Source organism: Caldicoprobacter algeriensis (genome assembly GCF_023838525.1).
Lineage (GTDB): Bacteria > Bacillota > Clostridia > Caldicoprobacterales > Caldicoprobacteraceae > Caldicoprobacter > Caldicoprobacter algeriensis.
Genome location: NZ_JAHUQD010000022.1, coordinates 1 through 23954 on the forward strand (window position 1 = coordinate 1; position 23954 = coordinate 23954).

Annotated in this window: 22 protein-coding genes; 4 read left to right on the forward strand and 18 right to left on the reverse strand. The window is 44.0% G+C overall.

Going from position 1 to position 23954, the window contains the following annotated elements:
- Window positions 1-122: 122 nt before the first annotated feature.
- The 17 genes from KVG29_RS10780 to fusA all read right to left on the reverse strand — a co-directional run bounded on the left by KVG29_RS10780 (window position 123) and on the right by fusA (window position 18472).
- The gene (locus tag KVG29_RS10780; RefSeq protein ID WP_252228451.1) at window positions 123-959 is read right to left on the reverse strand and encodes a glycosyltransferase family 2 protein; all 837 of its coding nucleotides are present in this window, start codon (window positions 957-959) and stop codon (window positions 123-125) included.
- A gap of 186 nt (window positions 960-1145) precedes the next feature.
- The gene (glf, locus tag KVG29_RS10785) at window positions 1146-2237 is read right to left on the reverse strand and encodes a UDP-galactopyranose mutase (protein WP_252228452.1); all 1092 of its coding nucleotides are present in this window, start codon (window positions 2235-2237) and stop codon (window positions 1146-1148) included.
- A 47-nt stretch (window positions 2238-2284) separates the two neighbouring features.
- Window positions 2285-3205, reverse strand: a complete 921-nt coding sequence (locus KVG29_RS10790; RefSeq protein ID WP_252228453.1) for a glycosyltransferase family 2 protein — start codon at window positions 3203-3205, stop codon at window positions 2285-2287.
- 15 nt (window positions 3206-3220) lie between these two features.
- On the reverse strand, window positions 3221-4291 hold the full coding sequence (locus KVG29_RS10795) for a mannose-1-phosphate guanylyltransferase/mannose-6-phosphate isomerase (protein WP_420840557.1): 1071 nt from the start codon (window positions 4289-4291) through the stop codon (window positions 3221-3223).
- A gap of 50 nt (window positions 4292-4341) precedes the next feature.
- On the reverse strand, window positions 4342-5475 hold the full coding sequence (locus KVG29_RS10800) for a glycosyltransferase (protein ID WP_252228454.1): 1134 nt from the start codon (window positions 5473-5475) through the stop codon (window positions 4342-4344).
- A gap of 23 nt (window positions 5476-5498) precedes the next feature.
- Entirely contained in the window at window positions 5499-6608 is a 1110-nt protein-coding gene (locus tag KVG29_RS10805) for a glycosyltransferase family 4 protein (protein ID WP_252228455.1), read from the reverse strand.
- Window positions 6592-8025, reverse strand: a complete 1434-nt coding sequence (locus KVG29_RS10810; protein ID WP_252228456.1) for a hypothetical protein — start codon at window positions 8023-8025, stop codon at window positions 6592-6594. The genes KVG29_RS10805 and KVG29_RS10810 overlap by 17 nt, the downstream gene beginning before the upstream one ends.
- Window positions 7995-8858, reverse strand: coding sequence for a glycosyltransferase family 2 protein (locus KVG29_RS10815; RefSeq protein ID WP_252228457.1), 864 nt, complete (start codon window positions 8856-8858; stop codon window positions 7995-7997). The genes KVG29_RS10810 and KVG29_RS10815 overlap by 31 nt, the downstream gene beginning before the upstream one ends.
- Window positions 8859-8901: 43 nt before the next feature.
- Window positions 8902-9534, reverse strand: coding sequence for a sugar transferase (locus KVG29_RS10820; protein WP_252228482.1), 633 nt, complete (start codon window positions 9532-9534; stop codon window positions 8902-8904).
- 425 nt (window positions 9535-9959) lie between these two features.
- Window positions 9960-10490, reverse strand: a complete 531-nt coding sequence (loaP, locus tag KVG29_RS10825; protein WP_252228458.1) for an antiterminator LoaP — start codon at window positions 10488-10490, stop codon at window positions 9960-9962.
- 43 nt (window positions 10491-10533) lie between these two features.
- Window positions 10534-11301 carry a tyrosine-protein phosphatase gene (locus KVG29_RS10830; RefSeq protein WP_252228459.1) on the reverse strand — a complete coding sequence of 256 codons (768 nt, stop codon included), beginning with the start codon at window positions 11299-11301 and terminating at the stop codon, window positions 10534-10536.
- Entirely contained in the window at window positions 11301-12077 is a 777-nt protein-coding gene (locus KVG29_RS10835) for a CpsD/CapB family tyrosine-protein kinase (RefSeq protein ID WP_252228460.1), read from the reverse strand. Before KVG29_RS10835 ends, KVG29_RS10830 begins: the two co-directional genes overlap by 1 nt.
- 20 nt (window positions 12078-12097) lie before the next feature.
- Window positions 12098-12781, reverse strand: coding sequence for a YveK family protein (locus KVG29_RS10840; RefSeq protein WP_252228461.1), 684 nt, complete (start codon window positions 12779-12781; stop codon window positions 12098-12100).
- A 184-nt stretch (window positions 12782-12965) separates the two neighbouring features.
- The gene (locus tag KVG29_RS10845; RefSeq protein ID WP_252228462.1) at window positions 12966-13736 is read right to left on the reverse strand and encodes an SIMPL domain-containing protein; all 771 of its coding nucleotides are present in this window, start codon (window positions 13734-13736) and stop codon (window positions 12966-12968) included.
- Window positions 13726-15165, reverse strand: coding sequence for a DUF4349 domain-containing protein (locus KVG29_RS10850; protein ID WP_252228463.1), 1440 nt, complete (start codon window positions 15163-15165; stop codon window positions 13726-13728). Before KVG29_RS10850 ends, KVG29_RS10845 begins: the two co-directional genes overlap by 11 nt.
- Before the next feature lie 70 nt (window positions 15166-15235).
- A complete protein-coding gene (pfkB, locus tag KVG29_RS10855; RefSeq protein ID WP_252228464.1) occupies window positions 15236-16174 on the reverse strand; it encodes a 1-phosphofructokinase in 939 nt (312 codons plus the stop codon).
- Window positions 16175-16387: 213 nt separating this feature from the next.
- Window positions 16388-18472, reverse strand: coding sequence for an elongation factor G (gene fusA / locus KVG29_RS10860; protein WP_252228465.1), 2085 nt, complete (start codon window positions 18470-18472; stop codon window positions 16388-16390).
- Window positions 18473-18761: 289 nt separating this feature from the next.
- Between fusA and aroB the strand changes: the two genes are divergently transcribed.
- From aroB to KVG29_RS10880, 4 genes are all read left to right on the forward strand, one after another.
- Window positions 18762-19850, forward strand: a complete 1089-nt coding sequence (gene aroB, locus KVG29_RS10865; protein ID WP_252228466.1) for a 3-dehydroquinate synthase — start codon at window positions 18762-18764, stop codon at window positions 19848-19850.
- 214 nt (window positions 19851-20064) lie between these two features.
- The gene (gene hisC, locus KVG29_RS10870; protein WP_252228467.1) at window positions 20065-21156 is read left to right on the forward strand and encodes a histidinol-phosphate transaminase; all 1092 of its coding nucleotides are present in this window, start codon (window positions 20065-20067) and stop codon (window positions 21154-21156) included.
- 360 nt (window positions 21157-21516) lie between these two features.
- The gene (aroF, locus tag KVG29_RS10875) at window positions 21517-22530 is read left to right on the forward strand and encodes a 3-deoxy-7-phosphoheptulonate synthase (protein ID WP_252228468.1); all 1014 of its coding nucleotides are present in this window, start codon (window positions 21517-21519) and stop codon (window positions 22528-22530) included.
- Window positions 22530-23645 (forward strand): prephenate dehydrogenase, encoded by a 1116-nt coding sequence (locus KVG29_RS10880; RefSeq protein WP_252228483.1) that lies wholly within the window; start codon window positions 22530-22532, stop codon window positions 23643-23645. The genes aroF and KVG29_RS10880 overlap by 1 nt, the downstream gene beginning before the upstream one ends.
- Before the next feature lie 60 nt (window positions 23646-23705).
- On the opposite strand, the gene KVG29_RS10885 is transcribed toward KVG29_RS10880, so the two are convergent.
- The gene (locus KVG29_RS10885; protein WP_252228469.1) at window positions 23706-23870 is read right to left on the reverse strand and encodes a hypothetical protein; all 165 of its coding nucleotides are present in this window, start codon (window positions 23868-23870) and stop codon (window positions 23706-23708) included.
- Window positions 23871-23954: the final 84 nt, after the last annotated feature.

A 23954-nucleotide genomic window follows, 5' to 3' on the forward strand; every position in this document is an offset into this window, starting at 1 on the left:
ATCTTACTTATTAAGCACTCTTAATTACTGTGTTTTTATATTTTTAGTCTATATTCTGTTGCCAAAGTCCATGTTTTGATAACAATTCTCTTATCGTTGACTTTTTCATTATTTATTTGACACTACCCGAGCATAATTATTCTCTTTGTCTTTTTTGATCTAGAATACCTCATAATCCTATATAACGTTATAAAAAACATGATTAAATACTTAATAATCTCTTTCTTCCCTAACTGTTTAGCAATATAAAAGCGATTCCTGAAATCAAAAACATATCTATCTATACGGCTTTCTCCTTCAGTAACTATATCAGTTCCCTGATTCAAACCCATTTTGTGAATTACCACACTATCTAAATCTAAATATCCTTGCTCTTCCTTGCTTAAACGCAGGGTATATTCTACATCATCGCCGTAAATAAAAAATTCTTTTATCGGTAAGCCCACCTTTTTCGCTATCTCAATATTAACAAAACATGAAACGAAAGTACATGCCTTTAATGGTAATAAATTACATTTTATTTCTTCATATTTTTTAAACCATTCTCTATCTATCATGGGAATATTCATTACACACATAGAACCATCTTTCCATTTTGCAACACTGTTGATAAATGAAAATTTACCGCCTAATATTTTTACCTTGGCTAATATAGATTTAAGAGCATCTTTTTCTGGAATTGCATCGTCATCCATCAACCAGCAGTAGTCATAGCCTCTCTTTATTGCCTCTTTTACTCCTAAAGCAAATCCCCCTGCTCCACCTATATTTGCACCCGTATTTATATAAAAAATCCTATCATTTTTATAGCTTTTTACTAAATCAGCCGTACCATCACTGCTATTGTTGTCTATTATTAAAATATCAAAATCGCTGTAACTCTGCCCTAAAAGAGCATCTATATTTTCTTTCAAAAACTCTTTCCTGTTGTACGTAACTACAATTGCCACTATTCTCATATAACAAAGCCCCCACTTCTCTTCATCTCATCCCATATAACTGCTTTTTAACTGTATCTACAAACCACCTGACCTCTTCTACCTTGAAAAGGTATATCAGAATAAAGTAAATAGAAATACACTTATCAGCTTCTTCCCGTCAATGCCGCCCAATCGCTTCCTTAAGTTTGCAAACAAAAAAGCACGCTATTGTCTTATTTTATCAATGTACAGCTTAAGAGCCTGCTCTACAACTTTATCCATATTGTAGTACTTATAGTTAGCAAGCCTTCCAATGAAGAAAACGTTTTTTAACTTATTGGCTTCATTTTCGTACATCTTATAACGCTCTATATTTTCATTCTGAAGTATAGGATAATATGGCTCCCCTTCAGCAGCTGAATATTCCCTAACTATAGTTGTTTTATTATGCTTTTGCCCGGTTAAGTATTTAAACTCTGTAATACGGGTAAAATCATAATCGTTTGGATAGTTCACCGTACCCGCTTCTTGATATTTTTCACAATCCAGTGTTTCAAATTCAAATCTTAAAGACCTATATGGCAATTTCCCATATTTGTAATCAAAGAAATAATCGATTGGTCCTGTATATATTAAGTATCCATACTCTATTGAGTTAATAACCTCTTTATAATCTGTTTTAAGCATTATATGTATTTTTTCATTTTCCAACATTTTTTCAAACATTCTCGTGTATCCATATTTTGGCAATCCCTGATATCTATCCGTAAAGTACCTATCATCTCTATTAATTCTAATTGGGACTCTTGAAGTAACTTCAGGCGAGAGTTCTGAAGGATATAGATCCCACTGCTTTTTTGTGTATCCTTTAAAAAATTTCTCATATAGCTCTCTTCCAACTCTGCTTACAATTACATCTTCCGAGTTCAATATTTCTTGTCTGTTTTCCTTTATTTTTTCAAAATATTCTGCTAATTGTTTGGGTGTGAAATTCGTATTATATAGTTTATTTATCGTGTTTAAGTTTATAGGTATAGGTACGTACATACCATCGACATATGCTAATACTCTATGTTGATAATAGTACCACTCTGTGAAACGAGATAGGTAATCCCATACTTCTTTATTATTTGTGTGAAAAATATGGGGACCATATTTGTGGACCAGTATACCATCTTCATTATAATAATCATAAGCGTTTCCGCCGATATGATTTCTCTTTTCTATCACTAAAACTTTTTTCTTTAAATCATTCGCTATCCTTTCCGCCAGTACACAACCAGCAAAGCCAGCACCAACTACAACAAAATCGTACATTTCCAATTACCTCCATTATCTTCTATCCTTGTCACTGTTTAACTACATCATCTATAATTTTGATGCTTAGAAAAATTATCAGTAATCCCATCCATAAACGCTTTTAAGAATAAATACAAACCTCGAAAATTAAGTCTGTCTGTGATTAGATAGTAGTAAACATACAGTATAAAAAATTTCAGCAGCTCTAATTTAGGATAATACCGGCTGTAAATATAAGCATGATTTCTCGCTCTTACATAATCTCTAAATCTATCTCCCGTAACTGCGACCCCAGCAAATCCCATCAAAGTTCTTCTAACGGTAACCCTATCTTTCGGGTGTTTATGTATAGCATCAATACAAGTGACAACGTCAAACTTATGTTTTTTTACTCTCATCAAGTATTCCGTTTCATCACCCCAAATAAACATTTCTGCTTTCGGTAACCCCACCGCATCGATTATATCTCTATGAATCAATACGCCATTAAACGGATTGGCTTCTCCATAAAAGTATCTAATTCCACGTTTTTCAAAGTAATTTCTGTCTCTAATAATCTTCCCGCATTCGGATGAATACAGTCCAAAACTCAGCTCATTTTCATTCTCAATATTTATAACCAACGGTGCAACATACTTCGCTCCTGTTTCATCAAATGCATTCAATAATTTTTCTAAACATGTAGAGGAGGGAATTCCATCATCGTCCATTGCCCATATCCAATCATAACCTTCATCAAACGCAATTCCCATCCCTTTATTAAAGCCACCCGCTCCCCCGATATTCTCATCAAGTCTTCTATAATCGACTACGGGCAGCGCCAAATATCCTTCAGATGAAAGGAACTCTTGGGTTCCGTCACTACTGGCATTGTCTATTATTAATATTTTATCAACTTTTACCGTTTGATTGAGAATACTATCAACACACCTCTTCAAGCACTCTTTTCTATTATAAGTAACAATTACTGCACAAATCTTTGACATATCAAGTGCCCTCCACTAAACATACTTGCCTTCCTCTTTCAGCTGACTTAATATATCCTTCATATTTTGAACCTTATCTTTAGCGCATACGAAAACTACATCTTCTGTGTCTACCACAACAAGGTTTTCCACACCCACAACCGCAACAAGCCTATTCTCACCCATTATTATGCAATTCCTTGTATCCACCTTAAATACATTACCTTTTATAACATTATCATACTCATCTTTTTGGTAAATTCTTTCAATAGCAAGCCAGCTTCCCACATCATCCCAACCAAAATCTCCTAGCACAACATATACATTTTTCGCTTTTTCCATTATTCCGTAATCAATCGATATACCCTCTAATTGGGAATATTCTTCATAAAGTACTTTTTCCATATCATCTGAATCAATATGTTCTCTTATTCGCTCCAGCGAATTATATAAATCAGGCATATACTTCTTCATAGCACTGAGTATTGAGGATGTTTTCCATATAAACATCCCGCTATTCCAGAGATAATTTCCACTTCCTATATACTTTATCGCCGTACTGTAGTCGGGTTTTTCAACAAACCTTTCAACTTTATACACGCAATTTTTATTTACTACTTTTTTTGTATTTTCATCAAAGTTTATATAACCATATCCTGTTTCAGGGCGCGTAGGCTTAATACCTATTATTACTAGATTGTCACCTTTTTCTGCCTCTTGTATTGCCGTTTCCAACGCTTCTATATATTTTTTTTCATCCTTTATAACATGATCAGATGGAACAACAACCATTATCGAATCCCTATCAATCTTTTCTGTACGAAGGGCTGCAATGCCAATACAAGCCGCAGTATTTTTACTCATAGGCTCAATTAAAATATTCTCACGAGGCAAATTAGGAATTTGCTGACTCACTAATTCCACAAAATCAATATTGGTAACAACAAAGATATTTTCCAGGGGCATAATCTTTGTAAGCCTGTCCACTGTTTGCTGAATCATCGTTTTTTCTCCGAAAAGATTTAAAAATTGCTTAGGCATCTTCATCCTACTCTTAGGCCAAAATCGTTCGCCCCGTCCCCCTGCCATGATTATCCCTGTTATCATAACATTCATCCTTCCGATCATATCGTTTATAATAATAACTATAATAACTTTTAAACTTTTTTATTTATAACATCAGCATATAAGTTGTATAAAATCTTGTTTGTAACATCAGAATCAAAATATTCGTTAAACCTTTCTAATGCACCTCGGGCTAACCTTGTATATAATTCCTCATCAAAATAAAGTTTTTTTATAGCCTCTGCCAACTGTTTGGAATTTGAAGGCTCAACCGTTAAACCAGACACGTCATTAAGGCTAACCCAAGGTACTCCGGTTGGTAAATTCGTATTTATTACGGGTTTACCATATATCATAGCCTCAAGCTGTACTATTCCAAAAGCTTCACTGGGAAGAACAGAAGGAAAAACTAAAAATTTTGAGTTTTTTATTAAATACAGCTTTTCATCTTCAGAAACTTGCCTAGATATAAAATATATTTTTTTCTGGCTATTTTGAACTCTTCTCATGATATCTTCCCTAAACTCTCCATCCCCTGCAATAACAAAAGGTATATCTTCTTGAATCATCTCTATAGCTTCTAGTAATACATCTATTCCCTTGTAGTATGATAACCTTCCCAAAAACAGCACAAATCCTTGTGGTAGATTTAATAACGATTGTTCTATATTGTTTACGTCATAATCACGGTAATAATCGCGCTTGTCTAAAGATAATGGAATAACTACAATTTTATCCTTAAAACTCTTTAAAACAGAAGAAAATTCAATCATCCTTTCAGACGTCACTATAATAGCATTAGCGCGTTTGCAAAGCCGTTTCTGAAAAAATTCCACAAATCTTTTTAATTTCTTTTGTTTAACGATATCGCTGTGCCATGTCACATAAACCTTTTTATTTTTACTCAAAAATTTTAATAACAAACTTCCAATACTTCCAAGAGGAAAAGGTTCATGAAAGTGTATTACATCAGCTATCTTGGCTAAACGGAATAAATGCCAAAAAAACGCCACTGATATCGGCATTGACATAAACGTTCCAAATGATGCACATCTATAAACCCTAATGCCGTTTATCTTTTCAACTATGGTTTTTAAAGCAAATTTCTTATTTACGCAAAGCACTACAACTTCATCAAATCGTTTTAAATATTCCGCGTATTGTTTAACAACTGTCTCTACACCACCGATATCAGGCCAGTACATTTTGTTTACCTGTAATACCATAATCTGCCACCTCAATAAAGTGTTCAAGACATACATATTTTTTCGAATACATTCAAAATTTCGTATGCCGATTTCTCCCAATCAAACCTTTGAACATTCTTTAAGCCTTTTTGCTTAAGCTCCTCTTTTAGTAATTTATTGTTTATTAATAGCTCTATTTTATCAGCTATATCGTTAATATCATAAGGATTGCAGTACAACACACTGTCGCCACAGACTTCAGGTAAACTTGCTACATTTGACGCTATTACCGGACACCCACATGCTTGAGCTTCAAGCGGTGGCAATCCAAACCCTTCATAAATGGAAGGAAAAACCAGCGCCTCAGCCATCTTATAAAATTTGGGCAAATCCTCATCTGGTACAAACCCAGTAAACACTACCTTATTTCTTTTTCTTAGTTCTATATGATTTATGCTTTTATCTCCTGTCACAAATCCTTCTTTATTTCCAATAACAACCAGGTACAATGTTTCATCATCAATTCTATCAAAAGCCTGGAGTAACCTTGCGAGATTTTTGTGGGGCTTTATATTCCCTACATAAAGCAAAAATCTATCAGGCAAATTATATTTTCTCCTCACACTAAGCATATCTTCATAACTGACGTTTTCACTATTGTATATTTTAGTATTGCATGCAGGATAAACAACATGAATCCTTTCTCCCATTATCTTACCATACTTAATTATTTCGCTTTTTGAAAAATTTGACACCGTGAGAATTACATCGCTTTTTCTTAACGCCTCTCTTAAAAAAAATTTAAAACTCATTACAACTTCTGGCTTAAAAAATTCTGGATGCGCAACATGAACCACATCATGTATAGTAGCAATTCTGTATTTAGCTTTCAAAGGTAATAATGGTATATTTACATTAGGAGACCAGAAAATGTCACACTTAGGTACTAATGATGGCAGCTTTAACTGTTCTTTAATGCTAAAAATTCTAGCATTCAATTGAATAAAATCCACGTTCTTTCTATTAACTAAATTATTTACATCTTTAATATTTTCCCCTATTATTACAAACCCGTGTTCATTGGCTATATCAATAATATTGGGCAGTAAATTCCTTATATATGTCCCTATTCCCGACGAACTGATCATTCTAGCATCAATTGCTATTTTCATTTAATAATGTCCTCCCGTATTTGTCCAAACTATATACCATTATAACACATATGAGCAAAATATCCATACTCCAGTTAGGTTGCCCAACATTGCCTATTAATAAGCTAAATAAAGCGCATTTTGTCAAAAAACTTTTCGATTTTATGATCATATATCCCCACAATAACAAATATATAGAAAATCCAAGTAACCCCGATTCAATGAACACGGTAAATATTGAAACGGCATTGGTGTATCTATTGAATAAATCAGGATTTATTGAACGTATATAGTTGCCATAATTATATGGCCCCATCCCTACCAAAAAGGACAGTATATTATTTGCCGCATAATTAAAAAAGGTAACAACATGAAATGCTCTTTCGCCCAACGAATCAGCTCGTATACTTTCTGTTGTATCCTCACTTTCCTCATCATACACTATTTCCCCGTCATCCACTAACCCTTCTTTTATAGTATCCATCTTTTCGGCCAAATCTATTCTTGTCCCGTAAACAACATATTCTTTAACAGAAAGTGCATAAGGATTGACCAATAAAAAATAAAAGCTGATAAAAAATAATAAACTGGCTACCACCTTATTTTTGATGCTTTTTCTATTCTCATAATTATTCCATATCAAGAAAATCCCTACCGCCGGTATCACCGTCTTCGAAAAAGTAAGGATTGAAAAAATTGACAACAATTTGCCATAAAAGTCTAAAACTTTATTGAATGTGATACCATATTTTTTTAACATTGTGTAAGAAATATACGCTATTAACAAAAAAAACCCCAGCGCTTGCGTCTCAGGAAATACTCCTCCAAACTTAGGAAAAAAAATTGTAAAATTTAGTATTTTAACCCAAGATTGAGAGATAATCTGGTAATCAATTATTTTCTGGAATGGTAAAACATCAAATTTAATTATATAACCAAATATTCCAATTAAAATAAATACAACCACTCCAGCACTCAACATGAATAAATACTTTAATACCTTAACGATTACTTGAGGATAATCGGCCACTAAAATAACTGCTAAAGATGCAAAGAAAATATACTGGAGCAGTACTTTAAACAATCCTCTGAGGCTAAAAAATATATCATATGATTTGCTGAAATTCAACAAAGCAGATAATATATAAATGCAAGAAAACAAATAGCAGAAACTTAAAATATCCTTATTTGGATTTCCAAATATTATATTCCGTCTAAATAGATTAGTAATGTTCCTTCTAAAACGCCAAAATACTAAGAAAGCCAGGATGATATATTGAGGATAAAACCAGATAATATTCAACCCCAGTAAGGTCTTTACCTGCTTAGGTTCAAGCATTGATAAAAAGACTATAAGAAATAATGCAGCATTAAATATAAATTTATCCCTTTCATCACCGCTTTTTATCAATGTTTGAAAGTTATAAAACCCTTCCACCTTCCACTTAAGATTTTGCAGTAGAATTTTACACCACCCCAATTCATTTTCAAGATGCTATATAGGATACCCCCGCCAGCCCTTATCAATAATCTACAAAATTCTGGCAATAACTCAATATCATTAACATGTTTCCTAAAAAATGCCCCCAATCCCATTGCATAATAATATGCCCTTTCAATTGTTCTTTCATCGTATTCAATTATCTTTAACGGATGGTAAATACATATTTCTGGATAATAAATGCCTTTACATCCCGACAATAATAACTGATAAATAAAATCTGTCTCTTCAGCAGACTGAAAGGGCGTGTCTGCTCCAACCCCTAACCTTTCATCAAAACTCATTTTATTTTCCTTTATACATTCTGCCTTTACAAAAATAGTATAAGAGATACACGTTCCGAATAGCGTACTCTTACTTATTGGCATTTTATTTTTTCTCCATCTACCATTGCTTTCAAGTCCTGAAACCTCATCAAGAGAGATGCAACTCAAAAAATCTACCTTATCCCTTTCAAATCTATTCTTTACTTCTAAAAGAATATTATTTGGATATTTGCAATCATCATCTGGAAAAGCGACTATATCACCTTCTACATGTAACAAACCGAAATTCCGTCCCCGTGACAATCCTTTAAAATTAACGCGAAAATATTTTATTTTGTCAATTTTATTTTTGTACCTATCAATTATATCTTTTACTCTATCATCCTCATTTTGATCCACAACTATAAGTTCATAATTTTTATAAATTTGATCACATAAACTACTTAAAAAGTCTTCTACTTCCTTATCTCTTCCTAAAGTACAAAGAATTAAACTAAACTTCATAATTTCCTCCGTCAACTCGTAACCCAATAATTTGTTAATAAAACTACCAAGCACCTTTACCTGTCAAAATAACTTTTACCGTCTTTAACATTATCTTTATATCCATCAATATCGAACGGTTCTCAATATAATATAAGTCGTACTCCAGTTTTTCTGCTGGACCCAGTTCATAACCACCGTTAACTTGAGCCCACCCTGTAAGTCCTGGTTTAACTTGCAATCTATTTACAAAGCCTGGTATCTGTTCGTTAAACTGATAAGTAAAAATAGGTCTCTCAGGCCGCGGACCTACTATGCTCATATCGCCCTTTAAAACATTAAAAAGCTGCGGCAATTCATCAATACGCGTTTTTCGCATAATTCTTCCAACTTTTGTAACCCTTGGGTCATCTTTTTCAGCCCACTTTGCTCCATTCTCTTCAGCATTTTGGTACATGGATCGCAGCTTATACAGCATAAATACCTTTCCATTTTTACCTACCCTCTCCTGGCAATAAAAAACAGGGCCTTTTGATTCAAGTTTAATAGCTATACCAAATATAAGCATTAAAGGAATAGCTATAATAATCCCAATTAAAGATAAAACTATATCCATCACTCTCTTTATTTTTTCATACCAGAATCTATTCTCTACAACAACAGTTGTATTCTTCCCAATATTACGTTGCACGTACATCTCAATATTTACAACCTCCATAATTTTAAAAACCTCCTTTGCCCCCGCAAAGCACCTGCTTAACTCATTAGGAATAAAAACTCACTATTAAAATTACATCTTAAAAATAAAAATTATTGATATATGTCGTAATGCACATATTAATAGTAAGGAAACAGATTTTACTCACATAGTGTTACAACGACTTTCAAACAAGCAAAACCTTCCCCCTCCCCGCCCTAAAGCGGGGTTTAAAAAATCCCCCTATGACCTCCCTCAGGAAACGTTTTGCGCCGAAACAGCAAAAGTCCCCTCGGGATTTTGTCCACATAACTCATCTAAATTTTACATTATATATCAAAGTGTGTCAATGTAATTAATTTGCCAAAACAAACTATCATCAGCCAACAGCATACCACCCTTAAGCGCATTAAAAACCTGGCCTCTCACCCGCTACATCTGTCAACCAGGTGAGCACCCAGGTCAATGCGCTTTTCCCTGCCGAGAAATTGAATCCGCACCTTTACCCGTTTCTTGCGGGCATCAAACCTCTCTATAATACCTTCCAGGCCCTTTAAAGGACCGCTTATGACGACGATGCGCTCGCCTTCCTTGTACACTTCGGAGAAACCTATCGTTTCTCCCTCAGCGGTCAGCGCAAGGATGACGGCCATCTCTTCATCCCTTATTGGCACCGGTTCGGATTCATCCTTCAAAACGCCGTACACCCTTGGCAACCCTGACAGCTTATAATATACATCGGTATTCATCACCGTTTTTACGAGAACATAGCCGGGAAACAACTTCTTGGTTATCTCATAGACCTTTCCCTGCCTTCTCTCTATAAGCTTCCTTTTGGGAATCAAAATCTCTATATTCTCATCAGGATACAGCACATTAATCAATCGCTCAAAGTTTTCTTCCTGACCTGTTTCGACAAAAATGGCATACCATTTCATTTCCGATTCAACGTCCATATCCACAGCGATCCCCTCAACCCTTAGTATAAACTAACATAGATTAAAAGCCGAATATCCTCATCCTGGGCTTATACCTTCTCGGGGGCTCTGTGGAAACCATCTTACCTTCCAGTATATGATAAGGCGTAATGCCGACTATCCTTCGCACCTGTTCCTCATCCAGCCAACCTTTTAGCTGTTCAACGGCCTTTTTCATGTAAGGCCCCCTTGTACCGTCGGAATGGGCGTCTGTGCCCAGCACATGCCCCATGCCGTGCGTCAGCAGTATTCGAGCACACCGTTTCACTTGCTTCCCAAAAAGCCCGGTTATGCTGCCGGTGTTGATCTGGCATAGGCAGCCCAAATCCACCAAACGATAGAGTATATTCGGGTCGCGCATTATCTCGAGGTTCCTCTCAGGATGGGCGATTATAGGTATAAACCCCATAAGCCTGAGCCTGTATATAAAATCCTCGGCGTACAGCGGCACCTCCCCCATGGGGAGCTCTACCAAAATATAGGGGGTGGCGTTTATGGTCAACCTTTCAAGCCCTCCTGCTTTAATGAAGGAGGGGTCCATAAACACCTCTGCTCCCAAAAAAATGTCTAGGTCCATCTGCTGAGCGTCCAGCACACTCTGAAGCTGCTGCCTCTGGCGCTCTATACCACGCACAAAGGCATCGATATTTTTTGCATCCAGGCAGTGCGGCGTGGCTACAACGGCATATATTTCCTCCTTCACAGCCACAGCCGCCATTGAAAGCGCTTCACCTATAGAGCCGGCACCGTCATCCACCTCGGGCAGTATATGGCAGTGTAGATCCAGCATTACAGATTCATACCCTCGCTTCTTGAGACTGAAATCCCATCCATTGAAAGCGGTTTTTCCACCGTAGACTTCCTGCGCCTCTGTTTCCTGCCATGTTCATCATAATAGTAATAATAGTAGTAATAATAGCCCCCCCGTTTGTCGGTCGGAACGCCGTTTAGCACAACGCCCAGTATCCTGGCGTTCACCTTCTGCAGGCTGGCCTTGGCCTGGACAGCAGCATCAAACGTGGTCAGACCATAACCCGCCACCAGCACCACACCGTCCACATACTGGGACAGCACAGCAGCATCGGTGACCGGAAGCACCGGCGGCGTATCTATGATGATCACGTCGTAATCTTCCCTCACCTTATCCAGAAACTCCTTCATCCTTTGTGAGCCGAGAAGCTCGGAAGGATTTGGAGGCTTGGGCCCACTGGTTATGACCTCTAAATTTTCCACCTCGGTCACATTGGTAATCTCGCTGTATTCAAGCCCTTCCACCAGGATATTGGTAAGGCCTTTTATGTTTACCAGGCCAAACATCCTGTGAATAGAAGGCTTCCGCAAGTCACAGTCTATGAGAAGCACCCTGCGATTGGCTTCAGCCATGGCTATGGCCATATTGGCGGCCGTAGTGCTCTTGCCCTCGGCAGGCCCGCTGCTGGTTACCAATATTACCTTTATCTTGCGGTCAGTGGATGAAAATTCGATATTGGTCCTCAAAATCCTGTAAGCCTCTGCAATAGGCGATTTGGGATCTGTATGTGTTACCAATTTTGTAGATTTCAACATCTATACACCTCACAAACCTTTTACTGTTCCTCATACATTGGAATGACCCCTAGCACAGGTAGCTCAAGGTACCTTTCAATATCATCCGACATTTTGATGGTGTTATCAAGGTATTCTATAAGAAATACCAGCCCCAGTCCCAGCATAAGCCCTAGCACTCCTGCTATGGCTATATTAAGGAGCGGCTTGGGCTTGACCGGCTCCTGGGGGACCTTTGCTACGTCGATAACCTGCACATTGTCCAGCTTCATGATGTCCACTACTTCCCTCATAAAGACCTCGGCAATGGCATTGGCAAGGTCGGTGGCAAACGCGGGGTCTGTATCCTCTACCGTTATGCGTATGATCTCGGTCTCACCCTCTGAAGTTACAGCGATCTTTTCCCGCAAATCGGCAGGCTTTAAATCAAGCTGTAGTTTCTCAACGACTTTGTCCAAAACGCGGTCGCTCTTTGCAATCACGCTGTAGGTCTTAACAAGCTTTTGATTTGCCAGTATATCGTTGTATTCGATGGTATTTGCCTGGCTGTTCTGAGTCTTACCTACCATAAGCGTGGTAGAAGTCTCGTATACTTCGTCCAACAGGAAAAAGCTTATCACCGCACTCAATAACACAGCCACTAAAGTTATTATAACAATAAGGCCCAATCTTTTGCGAATAATTTCAAATAAATCTTTAAGCTCCATCTCTTCGTTTAAGGCCATAGGCTCCACCCTTTCTCCATCCCATTGCCGTATTTCGAATTCATTATACCATAGTCGACAAAGAAAGGGAATACAAAAAGGCGGATTTTTCATCCACCTTTTTCCTGCTTGCAACAGCAAATCTGTTCCAGAACATCGGTACAACCGTATACTATAATGTCCTGTCGCTCTGCCCAATCCATTCCTATTCAATGCGATAGACCAGTGTAACCGTTGCGCTGACCTCTATTTCCCCTTCGGATATGGGAACCGTCCAGGCAGCATCAGCGGCTTTTTGCGCACTTTCCCGCTCTACGTAGTCTCTCTGATACCGGTAAAGCTCGGGCGGTGCCGAACCCTCGTATATAGCTGCTATATCCTTAAGCTTTACCCCGGCCTGCTGAGCTATCACCTCAGCCCTTCCTTTGGCCTGGTCGACGGCCTTTTTTAAAGCTTCTTTGTAAGCTGCTTCCTGATCCTCAAGCCCAAAGTATATGCCATAGGAATAGTTGGCCCCTTCCTCGTGTACATTACTGAGCACCTCGCCCACTTTCTCAACATCTCGCACCGTGACCCTGACTGTATTGGTAACACGGTATCCTTCCAGAACGCTTTTATTGTTTACATAGTTATACTGCGGAAAAACTTGATAATTGGAAGTCTGTATGTCTTTCTCCTCTATGCCCATTGCTTTTAATTTGTTTATTATTTTCTCCATGGTTTTGGCATTTTCCTGCTGGGCTGCTTTAGCATCCTTCAAAATAGTCTCCACTCCCACGTTGATATATGCCACATCAGGCTTTAACGTCACCTTATCGGTCCCCGAGACGGTGAGAATATTCTCCTTTACATATACATTTTCAGGGTTAGTGACGTTGACTACAGGAGTATCTTTAAGGAATATACCTCCGGCAGACACACCCAAACATGCCACTACCAACACGATTATAACGGCAATCAAAAATTTATTGTTCATGGTTCGCACTCCCATCTTCTTCAATTTTATCCACTCTTTTCTCAATTTTCGGCCTTAGCGCAGTCTTTGATCTCTTGGCAATGCTCCACAGGACCCCTACCATGACAGCCAGCACCACCAGATAGGGCACGGCGCTCACAATAAACACGGCCAGATCAGCAAACAGCTGGCCTAAACGCTCCCAAGACTTTATAAAGCCGTTTACGATCCTATCGCCCCAGGTTATGGGCTCGGGCTCCTCCTTTTTGATCTGCCTCACCTCATAAACATCGACGGAAACCCGCGAGTACTGCACCATGTTATCCCACTGCTTTAAAGTGCCGGTGTAGTTTTCGATCTCGTAGCGCACGCGGGACAGCTCGCGCTCCAGCTCGATGATGTCCTGCAGCTTTTCGGCCTTGCTCAGCAAGGTGAGTAATCTCTCTTCCTGAAGCCTAAGTGACTTTAGCCTGGCCTCCACATCCAGGTACTGGCCGGTTATGTCCTCGCCTCTTATCTGCCTGCTGGTCACGTTGCCCAGCTCGACCATATCTCCTATAAACGAATCAAAAGACTTTGAAGGGACGCGTATCTCGAAGTGTGCCTTGCGGTTGGACACTTGGCCCTGGTAAGTGGGTTTGCCCTGGATCTCGGAGGACTCAATATATCCCAGATAGACGTTCACCCTTCCGATTATCTCATCTACCGTGCGGTCAAATTCCGTAGTCTCCATGCTGAGGTAAGCCGAGCGTATAATTTTTCTCTCGACCCCTGCCTGTGCTCCTGCCGAAGCTTGTGCAAACCCAGAGATCTGGACAGCCAGTTTATTTTGCTCTGATGCCCACTGGCTGTCGGAAAGCGCTGCGCTTTCGTCTGCCTTATCCTGGGCCCTCTCAGCCACTTCGGGTTCCATCTCACCTTTTACACCGGCGCCCGCGCTGTCTGCAGCCCATTTGGCGTCAGGTGCCATACTGTTGCTTGCGCTGTCGTAACTCTGGTAGCCAGCCTCCTCAGTGGAGTCCGCCGGGTAGTCGGCCGTCCTCTGGGCAGCGTCATAAAGCGGCGGAGCTGCATCTTTGGTAGCCATTTCCCGCTCATACGCTCCTCCACCGCCCCCTAGCCCACTCATCACCAGCGCCATTCCAAAGACCAGTACCACGGCAGCAGCCACACCGGCAACAACCCTTCGATTAACTCTCCACCTGATTTTTCTGAGCATACCCGCACTCTCCTCCCCCTTCAACCTATCGATAAGATAGCTACAAAAGCCGGAAGGCAGTTCCACATCCTTAAGCCCAGCGCACATCTCCCTTACTTTCAGAATGGCAGTATATTCCTTCCGGCATCGAGGGCACTCGCTCAAATGCTGCTGCATTTCGGATATCAAAGAGCCATCGAGCACGCCATCTATATATGCCGATATATTTTCCCTGCACTGTCTGCAGTCCATATCCCCTGCCCCCTTTCACCTGTACAGACGAAGGAAGAGGGAGAAAAGTTGCAAAAAACTGCGGTATAAATTAAAAATCGCTGACCTTCTCGATCTCGACCCGCGGCAGCATGCTTTCAAACCCATCGCGGGTGCAAAGAAGGGTGCCCTCCCTCATCACCGACGCAGTGGCAGCCGCCACCCCATAGCGCAGCATGTCTTCCAGACCGGCTCCCTCCTTAAGCGCAAGGCAGAACCCCGCTACCATGGAATCGCCTGCTCCGGCCGTGCCCTTCACCTCCACAGCGATTGGGTGGGCGTAATATGTCTCGTTTTCGTCTATGATCATGGCTCCCCGGCTTCCCATGGACACCCCAACTATGCGCACTCCCCTCTCGATAAACCTTCTGGCGGCCCTGACTATTTCACCGTGGGTGGTAAGGGTTTTGCCCACCGCCTTTTCAAGCTCATACAGGTTGGGCTTTATCATGTAAGGCTGCGCTTTGAGGCCCTCGAGCAAAAGCTCACCTTCAGCATCCAGCACGCACATGATGCCGTGCCTGTTTGCCTGCTCCATAAGGTCCTTATAGATGGAAGTGGGCACTCCCCTGGGCACGCTTCCGCTGAAGACCATCATGCTGCTCTTTGCGGCGTATATGTCGATTTTGTCCATGAGCTCTTGGATGTGCTGTGGCGAAACGGGATGGCCGCTCTCGTTGATCTCGGTGACCACGCCCTGAGATAGGTCAAACACCTTGAGGTTGACCCGCACCTCGCCCTCAACCTCCACAAAGTCGTAGGGTATGCCCGCCCTGTCCAGCAGCTCCCTTATCATGTGCCCCCTTTCGGTATAGTTTATGCCTGTGCAAAATGCCTTTTCGCCCAGCTGGTGAAGCGCCACGGCCACGTTTATGCCCTTGCCGGCGGCGTCCATGCGGCTGTCTATGATCCTGTTCAGCCCGCCGTAGATGAACCTCTCCACAGTAACCATCCTGTCAATGCAGGGATTGAGCGTAACGGTCGTTATCATAATACCTGCTCCTCCTTAAACCCAACTTTTTACAATGCAATGGCAGTATATAGTCCCATTTAATTCCTCATCTTTATTATAAAAGCATTGGGCCTATCGCAACAGCTTAAGCCTGTATAAACGGCTTGACAGCTGGAATAAACATGACGCTTCTCACGCATTATAAAATTAAAAAACCGGGCAGCCTTTGCAGGGCGCCCGGTTTTTTAAAGGCTATTCTCCCTGTGCCTCACGTCTGGCCTGCTCCACGATTTTGGCGCTTATGTTGGTCGGTACCTCCTCATACCGCACAAAGGTGAGCTTGAAGCTCCCGCGGGCCTGAGTCATGGAGCGCAGGTCGGTGGCATAGCGGAACATCTCGGCAAGGGGCACCTCGGCATCCACCTTTTGCAGCCCGTTCCCCAGGGGCGTCATTCCCAGTATGCGACCGCGCCTGCGGTTCAAATCGCCTATGATATCGCCCATATATTCATCGGGTATTATGACTTCAGCGTGCATGATGGGTTCAAGCAGTACGGGGTCGGCCTGCTCCAGCTTCTTGTAGGCCAGGTATGCGGCAATCTTAAACGACATTTCAGAGGAGTCCACCGGGTGATATGAGCCATCGTAGAGGGTAGCCCTTATTCCCACCATGGGGTATCCAGCCAGCACGCCCTTTTGCATGGCCTCGATCAAACCCTTTTCAACCGCGGGTATATACTGGCGCGGTACAACTCCGCCCACTATTTTGTCGACAAACTCAAACCGCTGTTCATCAGGGTTGGGCAGCGGCTCAAACTCGATCCATACATGGCCGTACTGCCCGTGTCCGCCCGTCTGCTTCTTGTGCTTGCCTTCCGCCTTTATGGATTTGCGAATGGTCTCGCGGTACGGCACCTTGGGCTCTTTAAATACCGCATTCACTCCGAATTTATTCTTCAAACGGCTGGCAATCACATCGAGATGCACTTCTCCCGTTCCAGAGATGAGGGTTTCGCCCGTTTCGGCGTTCTGCTCGATTCTGAAGGTGGGGTCTTCTTCCGTGAGCCTGTTCAAACCTGTGAATACCTTTTCCTCTTCTCCCTCTTTTTCTGCGTTAACTGCCATGGAAATACAAGGTTCTGGGAATTGAAAGCCTTCATATACGATGGGATATGCCGGATCACAGAGCGTATCGCCTGTAGCCGTATTTTGAAGCTTGGCAAGTGCGCCTATATCGCCCGCCGTCAATTTGTCCACCGCAATCTGCTTTTTACCTCTCAGGATGTATAAGTTTCCGGTCTTTTCGCCCTTTTCCTTGTTTGCATTGTACAGGTTCATTCCGTTTGTGAGCTGGCCAGACATGACTTTAAAGAGTGAGAGCTTGCCTACGAAGGGGTCGACGATGGTCTTAAACACGAAGGCTGAGAAAGGTTGCGAAGCATCGACTTTCCGCTTTTCCACTTCACCCGTCTTGATATTGGTCACCGAAACCTCCGGCCGCTCGTCAGGCGCCGGAATATATTTTATGAGGCTGTCCATCAATATATCAACGCCGGCATTGGTGAGCGCCGAGCCGAATAGCACCGGCACTATGTCCCCATCGACAACGCCTTTGCGTATGGCCGCTTGAATCTCCTCTTCGGTCAGCTCTTCTCCCTCGAAGTACTTCTCCATCAGCTCTTCGCTGGTCTCGGCTGCAGCCTCCACCAGGCGAGTTCGAACCGATTCCACTGTATCCGACATGTCATCCGGGATACTCACCTCTTTGAGACCCTTATCGGTAAACTCCCAGGCCTTCATCTTGACCGCATCCACAAGCCCGGCAAACCTGCCGCCCTTCATGATGGGTACCTGGAGGGGAGTGATACAGGTTCCGTACTTGCCCTCAAGCTGCTCGAGAACCTTTTCATAGTGCACGTTCTCCCGGTCCATCTGGTTGACGAAGATCATAATGGGTAAGTCGTATTCCTTGCAATAGTCCCACGCCTTTTCAGTGCCAACCATCACGCCCGATACCGCGCCGACTACAATGACGGCCCCATCCACCACCCGCAAGGCCTCGATCATTTCGCCCACGAAATCGAAGTAACCCGGTACGTCTATGACGTTTATCTTATGGCCATTCCATTCAAATGGCGCTAAAGCGGCGTTGATGGATATCTTTCTCTTTATCTCCTCGGGATCAAAATCGGTAGTGGTGGTGCCATCCTCGACCCGGCCAAACCGGTCGACGACCCTGGCATTGAAAAGCATGGCTTCGGTTAGAGTGGTCTTACCTTCTCCGCCGTGGCCTATCAGCCCAACGTTGCGGATGTTACGGGTTACGTAACTGCTCATGTACATTCCCCCTTACAGCTTATTCGTTTTCATTTTTGTGCCCCTTTAAGAAGTGCATACCTTGAAGTGAACCTACTATAGATATTTCTGCATCAAGTACAAATATCCTCTTTTATTGTATCATACTTTTGTTAAAAACTTAATATATTTGGGAAAATAATATTTTTTAAAGCCAATTTTTTGGCCCGGCCGTCCTTGACTTTTATTCCAAATGAAGTTACAATTTCTAAAATATCAACAATTTCGGAGGAAAGGGTATCATCCCACCGTCTTATAAGGAGGCTCGGCCATGCAAACCATAATCGTTGACCTCAGAGAAAGGGCATATCCCATACATATCGCTCCCGAGGGGTGGGAGGCTCTGCCCCATGCCATAGGGGGAACCATCAAAGGCAAAAAGGTCATGGTGGTATGCGACGAAAACACGCACCGCCTGTACTGCAGCCCTGTAAAATCGATGCTGAAGACCAAAGGATATACGGTATACCAGGCCGTCGTACCCCCTGGAGAGGCCAGCAAGAGCTTTAAGCAGGCCCAGGCCCTTTACACCAAAGCGCTGGAAGCAAACCTGGACCGCTCATCTACCATTGTGGCTCTGGGCGGAGGAGTGGTAGGCGACCTGGCAGGCTTTATCGCCGCCACATACATGCGGGGTATTGGGTTTATCCAGATACCCACCTCACTTCTTGCCCAGGTGGACAGCAGCGTGGGTGGGAAGGTGGCCATAAACCATCCTCTGGCCAAAAACATAATAGGGGCGTTTTATCAGCCCCGTATGGTGTTCATAAATCCTCATACCTTGAGCACGCTTCCACCACGGGAGTTTGCAACCGGAATGGCCGAGCTCATAAAACACGCATTCATAGCCGATGGCGGCTTTATAACATGGCTGGAGCAAAACATGGAAGCGCTGCTCTCTTGCGATGTACAGGCGCTTACCAATGCCCTTTATCGCTCATGCAGCATCAAAGCCAGGGTGGTGGAGCAGGATGAAAGGGAAGCCGGGCTGAGGATGATACTCAACTTCGGCCACACCATAGGCCACGCCATTGAGTCGGCCACCGGGTATTCGAAATACACCCACGGCGAAGCGGTGGCGATGGGCATGGTGTACGAAGCCAAAATAGCCGTGCACATGGGATTGATAGGGCAGGAGTACGTAAAGCGCCTGTCGTCTTTGCTGGAAAGGGCCGGGCTGCCCACCACACTCGAGGCAGCAGACTGGGGCCTCATAATCCAGCGGATGGCTTACGATAAGAAGAACGTAAACAGCCGCATAGTCTTCGTGCTTCCCACAGGGTACGGCAAAGTGGAAGTGTTCAAAGACGTTGCGATAGACGACATCAGGCGGGCACTGGCTGACCGGCAGAATACGTGATTGACCGGCAACTGGCAAAACACATGATTTCAGGGGAATATATGACCGGCTAAACGGCAGAATACAGAGCTGCATAATTGACCGGCAATGGCAGAATGCACGATTGGCCGGTTAAACTACAGGATAAATGATCTACCGGCAACCGAGAGAATACGTAATTTTTATCTGTTAAATGGAAGAATATCTGACCGGCAGAAAAAGGAGGGAAAGTGATATGGTAAAGTATAGAAAGACGGTTGAAAGCCTTGAGCCCTACAGGCCGGGCAAGCCCATAAGCGAGGTTAAGCGCGAGCTGGGCCTTACCGACGTCATCAAGCTGGCTTCCAACGAAAATCCGCTGGGGTGTTCGCCCAAAGCCGTCGAGGCACTCATCAAATGGACAAATGAGGCATCGCTTTATCCAGATGGCAACTGCACCGAGCTCAGAAACGCCCTGGCAGAGAAGTTTAAGCTGGACCCGGGGCAGTTCCTGTTTGGCGCAGGGTCGGATCAAATTCTGGAGATAATAGCCCAGACGTACATCAACCCCGGTGACAGCACCATCACGGGCTGGCCGTCCTTCTCAAGGTACGAAGCCGTAACCCGCATAATGGACGGCAAAATAATCCGTGTGCCGCTGACCCGGGATTACCGTTTGAACCTCGATGGCTTTTTAAACAGCATAACCGACACCACCCGCATTATCTGGGTGTGCAACCCCAACAACCCTACCGGCACCATCATCACCGCCGAGGAGCAAAAGGCTTTTCTGGAGAAGGTGCCCAGGCATGTGCTGGTGGTGCTAGACGAGGCCTACTATGAATACGCCCGCGGTGGCGACTACCCCGAGAGCACGGCACTGCTTGACGAGTACGACAACATAATCATCCTCAGGACCTTCTCAAAGGTATACGGCCTGGCCGGGCTGCGCATAGGGTACGCCATCTCCAATAAAGAAATCATAGAGCTCCTCAACAGGGTACGCGGGCCGTTCAACGTCAACGCCGCTGCACAGGCCGCTGCCCTGGCAGCACTGGGTGACCAGGGGTTCGTCCAAAGAAGCGTGCAAAACAACGAAGAAGGGAAGCGGTACCTGTACCAGGCCTTTGAGGAGATGGGGCTTGAATACATCCCAACCCATACCAACTTCATCATGGTCAATGTGGAGAAAAACAGCGTGGAAGTGTTCAAGACCCTGCTTCAAAAAGGGGTCATCGTCCGCTCGGGAGATATATTCGACATGGACAACTGGCTCAGGGTCACAATCGGCACCCCTGAACAGAACGAGCGATTCATCGAGACTTTAAAAGAGGTGCTGCAACGGTAAGAAGTGTTTCAGCGATGAAGCTTTTGTTAAATGACTGCCGGCGGCTTTATCGGCAACCGGCGGCTTTATCGGCAACCTTGCTCGCTATCTGCGGGCATCAGCGGCAAATACCCTTCAGCGTCAACTGCTAAAGATAAAGCAGCAAAGCGGCGTTTTGAAGTAAGCTACGCGTCAAACCTGCATCTCAAAGCCTCGCGTCAAAACTGCGGCTTAACAAAACCACCTGTCGGTCTGGACAAAGTTGCAGTTCAGGGGCACACTAGAATATGTATAAAATATGAGTACAGCCGTATGGTAGCACGGTAGTATGGCAAAAACATTATTGCTTTTAACACATTTTAAAACGGGAGGATGGGTAGTATGGTTATCGTCATGAAACCTGACGCCACCGAGGAACAGGTCAAGCAGATCGAGGCGCTGCTCAAAAAGCTTGGCCTGGGAGTACACATATCGGTGGGCACCGAAAGAACCATAATAGGGGTAATAGGCGATAAGCGGGTGCTGGCCGACACTCCCCTGGAGCTCATGCCGGGGGTGGATCGCCTGGTCCCCATAGTAGAATCGTTCAAGCTGGCCGGGAAGACCTTTAAACCCGAGCCGACGGTAATTCGCATCAAAGGCGTGGCCATAGGCGACAAAAAGATCGTCATAATGGCAGGTCCGTGTGCCGTTGAAAATTACGACCAGATCATGCAGACGGCAAAGTTTCTCAAATCCAGAGGGGTTCAGTTCTTAAGAGGCGGCGCGTACAAGCCGCGCACTTCACCCTACTCCTTCCAGGGGCTGGAGGAAGAAGGATACCGGCTGCTGGCCGAAGCGGCCAAAGAAACCGGGCTCCTTGTGGTATCCGAGGTCATATCCCTGGCATCCCTAGAACAGGCTGTAAAATATGTGGACGTGGTGCAAATCGGTGCCCGCAACATGCAAAACTTTCAGCTGCTGCGCGAAGTGGGCAGGATGAAAATACCGGTGGTGCTAAAGCGCGGGTTGGCTTCCACCATAGAAGAGTGGTTAAACGCCGCAGAATACATTATGAACGAGGGTAACTACAACATAATACTGTGCGAGCGAGGTATACGGACATTTGAAACTTATACGCGTAACACCCTGGACCTCAGCGCAGTTCCGATCATAAAGGATATAAGCCATCTGCCCATAATCGTTGACCCCAGCCACGGTACAGGGAAATGGAAGCTGGTAACGCCCATGAGCCGGGCAGCCATTGCCGCCGGTGCCGATGGCCTGATGGTAGAAGTTCATCCGGAGCCAAAATGCGCTCTGTCGGATGGCCCCCAGTCCTTGAACTTTGAAACCTTCGAGGCGCTGGTCCAAGAGGTTGCAAAGATAGCCAGCGCTGTCGGCCGGGAGTGGTGATGTTGTCAGGCACGGAAATAAAAACCATAAGCATTGTGGGACTGGGGCTTATAGGCGGTTCGCTGGCCAAGGCCATTCGCAGCAGCCACCCGGACTGGCAAATCACGGGAACGGATATCGAGGAAAAGCATCTGGCTTTAGCGCTGAAGGAAGGGGTAATGGACAAAGGGGCCACCAGTCTTGAAGAGGCCGTGTACAATGCACAGGTGATATTCGTATGCGCGCCGGTAGGTGCCATACCCGGCTTAATCAAAGAAATTGCCGCCCATGCCCCTGCCGGCGCCATAATCACCGACACCGGCAGCACAAAGGAAGCCATAGTGCGCACCGCCATGGAATGCCTCCCTCCCGGCGTATTCTTCGTGGGTGGGCATCCCATGGCCGGCACCGAGCATTCGGGCTATGCCGCCAGCATACCACACCTGTTTGAAAATGCCTACTACGTCCTCACCCCCCTTCCTTCTACTCCCGCCTGGGTAATTGAGAGCTTGAAATCCCTGCTTTCATCCATAGGCGCCATTCCTCTGGTCATGGACCCGCAGCTTCACGACAGGATAGTGGGGGCCATAAGCCACCTCCCCCATGTGGTGGCATCAGCGCTGGTCAACGCGGTGCAGGACATAGACGACCCACAGCACTTCAAGGAAAGGCTGGCCGCCGGGGGATTCAGGGATATAACCCGGATTGCGTCATCCAGCCCGCAGATGTGGCGCGACATATCGCTTTCAAACCGCCAGCGGCTTGTGGAGCTCATCGAGAGCACCATCCGGCACCTGAATGCGTTTTGCAAATATCTGGATGAGGGCAGCGCAGATGAAATAGAAGACTTCTTTTGGAGGGCAAAGAGGTTTCGCGATAGCCTCCCACACCTTCAAAGCCAGGCCCTGCTTCCCTATCACGACCTTTATGTGGACATACAGGACCGCCCCGGCATCATAGGAGAGATAGCCACCCTGCTGGGGCAGCACAGCATAAACATAAAGAATTTGCGCATAATCAACAGCCGCGAGGACGAGCCGGGAGGCTGTCTTGTGCTGTCGCTAGCAGATGCGGTATCGCTAGAAAAAGCGCAAGAAGTGCTAAATGCACAGGGATACAAAACTTATGTAAAATGAAACATAAATATGTAAGTATTATAGTAAATTATCTTAGGAAAGGGGGCATCGGCGCGTTTTTCATGCATTATACGGAAGGAGATTGGCTGGTTGCCGGTAGAAGCATCCAATAGAGGTACTGTTAGCATGTATCCAATATCCCGCCGACCAGCTGTACAGCCAGCAGGCGCACGTACCTAGAGACATATCATCGTCCACTACCGGCTCCACTGGCGAAGCCAACATCCAACGGCAAAGTTAGCATCCCATGGCAAAGACGGCATGAGTGACAAAGCCAGCAATAAAGTAAGCAGCCATTCCGTATTATGC

Bases quoted from the DNA above. Each gene is read 5' to 3' on its own strand.
- KVG29_RS10780 (WP_252228451.1), bottom strand. From the start codon at position 959: ATGAGAATAGTGGCAATTGTAGTTACGTACAACAGGAAAGAGTTTTTG.
- glf (WP_252228452.1), bottom strand. From the start codon at position 2,237: ATGTACGATTTTGTTGTAGTTGGTGCTGGCTTTGCTGGTTGTGTACTG.
- KVG29_RS10790 (WP_252228453.1), bottom strand. From the start codon at position 3,205: ATGTCAAAGATTTGTGCAGTAATTGTTACTTATAATAGAAAAGAGTGC.
- KVG29_RS10795 (WP_420840557.1), bottom strand. From the start codon at position 4,291: ATGATAACAGGGATAATCATGGCAGGGGGACGGGGCGAACGATTTTGG.
- KVG29_RS10800 (WP_252228454.1), bottom strand. From the start codon at position 5,475: ATGGTATTACAGGTAAACAAAATGTACTGGCCTGATATCGGTGGTGTA.
- KVG29_RS10805 (WP_252228455.1), bottom strand. From the start codon at position 6,608: ATGAAAATAGCAATTGATGCTAGAATGATCAGTTCGTCGGGAATAGGG.
- KVG29_RS10815 (WP_252228457.1), bottom strand. From the start codon at position 8,858: ATGAAGTTTAGTTTAATTCTTTGTACTTTAGGAAGAGATAAGGAAGTA.
- KVG29_RS10820 (WP_252228482.1), bottom strand. From the start codon at position 9,534: ATGTACGTGCAACGTAATATTGGGAAGAATACAACTGTTGTTGTAGAG.
- loaP (WP_252228458.1), bottom strand. From the start codon at position 10,490: ATGGACGTTGAATCGGAAATGAAATGGTATGCCATTTTTGTCGAAACA.
- KVG29_RS10830 (WP_252228459.1), bottom strand. From the start codon at position 11,301: ATGCTGGATCTACACTGCCATATACTGCCCGAGGTGGATGACGGTGCC.
- KVG29_RS10835 (WP_252228460.1), bottom strand. From the start codon at position 12,077: ATGTTGAAATCTACAAAATTGGTAACACATACAGATCCCAAATCGCCT.
- KVG29_RS10840 (WP_252228461.1), bottom strand. From the start codon at position 12,781: ATGGCCTTAAACGAAGAGATGGAGCTTAAAGATTTATTTGAAATTATT.
- KVG29_RS10845 (WP_252228462.1), bottom strand. From the start codon at position 13,736: ATGAACAATAAATTTTTGATTGCCGTTATAATCGTGTTGGTAGTGGCA.
- KVG29_RS10850 (WP_252228463.1), bottom strand. From the start codon at position 15,165: ATGGACTGCAGACAGTGCAGGGAAAATATATCGGCATATATAGATGGC.
- pfkB (WP_252228464.1), bottom strand. From the start codon at position 16,174: ATGATAACGACCGTTACGCTCAATCCCTGCATTGACAGGATGGTTACT.
- fusA (WP_252228465.1), bottom strand. From the start codon at position 18,472: ATGAGCAGTTACGTAACCCGTAACATCCGCAACGTTGGGCTGATAGGC.
- aroB (WP_252228466.1), top strand. From the start codon at position 18,762: ATGCAAACCATAATCGTTGACCTCAGAGAAAGGGCATATCCCATACAT.
- hisC (WP_252228467.1), top strand. From the start codon at position 20,065: ATGGTAAAGTATAGAAAGACGGTTGAAAGCCTTGAGCCCTACAGGCCG.
- aroF (WP_252228468.1), top strand. From the start codon at position 21,517: ATGGTTATCGTCATGAAACCTGACGCCACCGAGGAACAGGTCAAGCAG.
- KVG29_RS10880 (WP_252228483.1), top strand. From the start codon at position 22,530: ATGTTGTCAGGCACGGAAATAAAAACCATAAGCATTGTGGGACTGGGG.
- KVG29_RS10885 (WP_252228469.1), bottom strand. From the start codon at position 23,870: ATGTTGGCTTCGCCAGTGGAGCCGGTAGTGGACGATGATATGTCTCTA.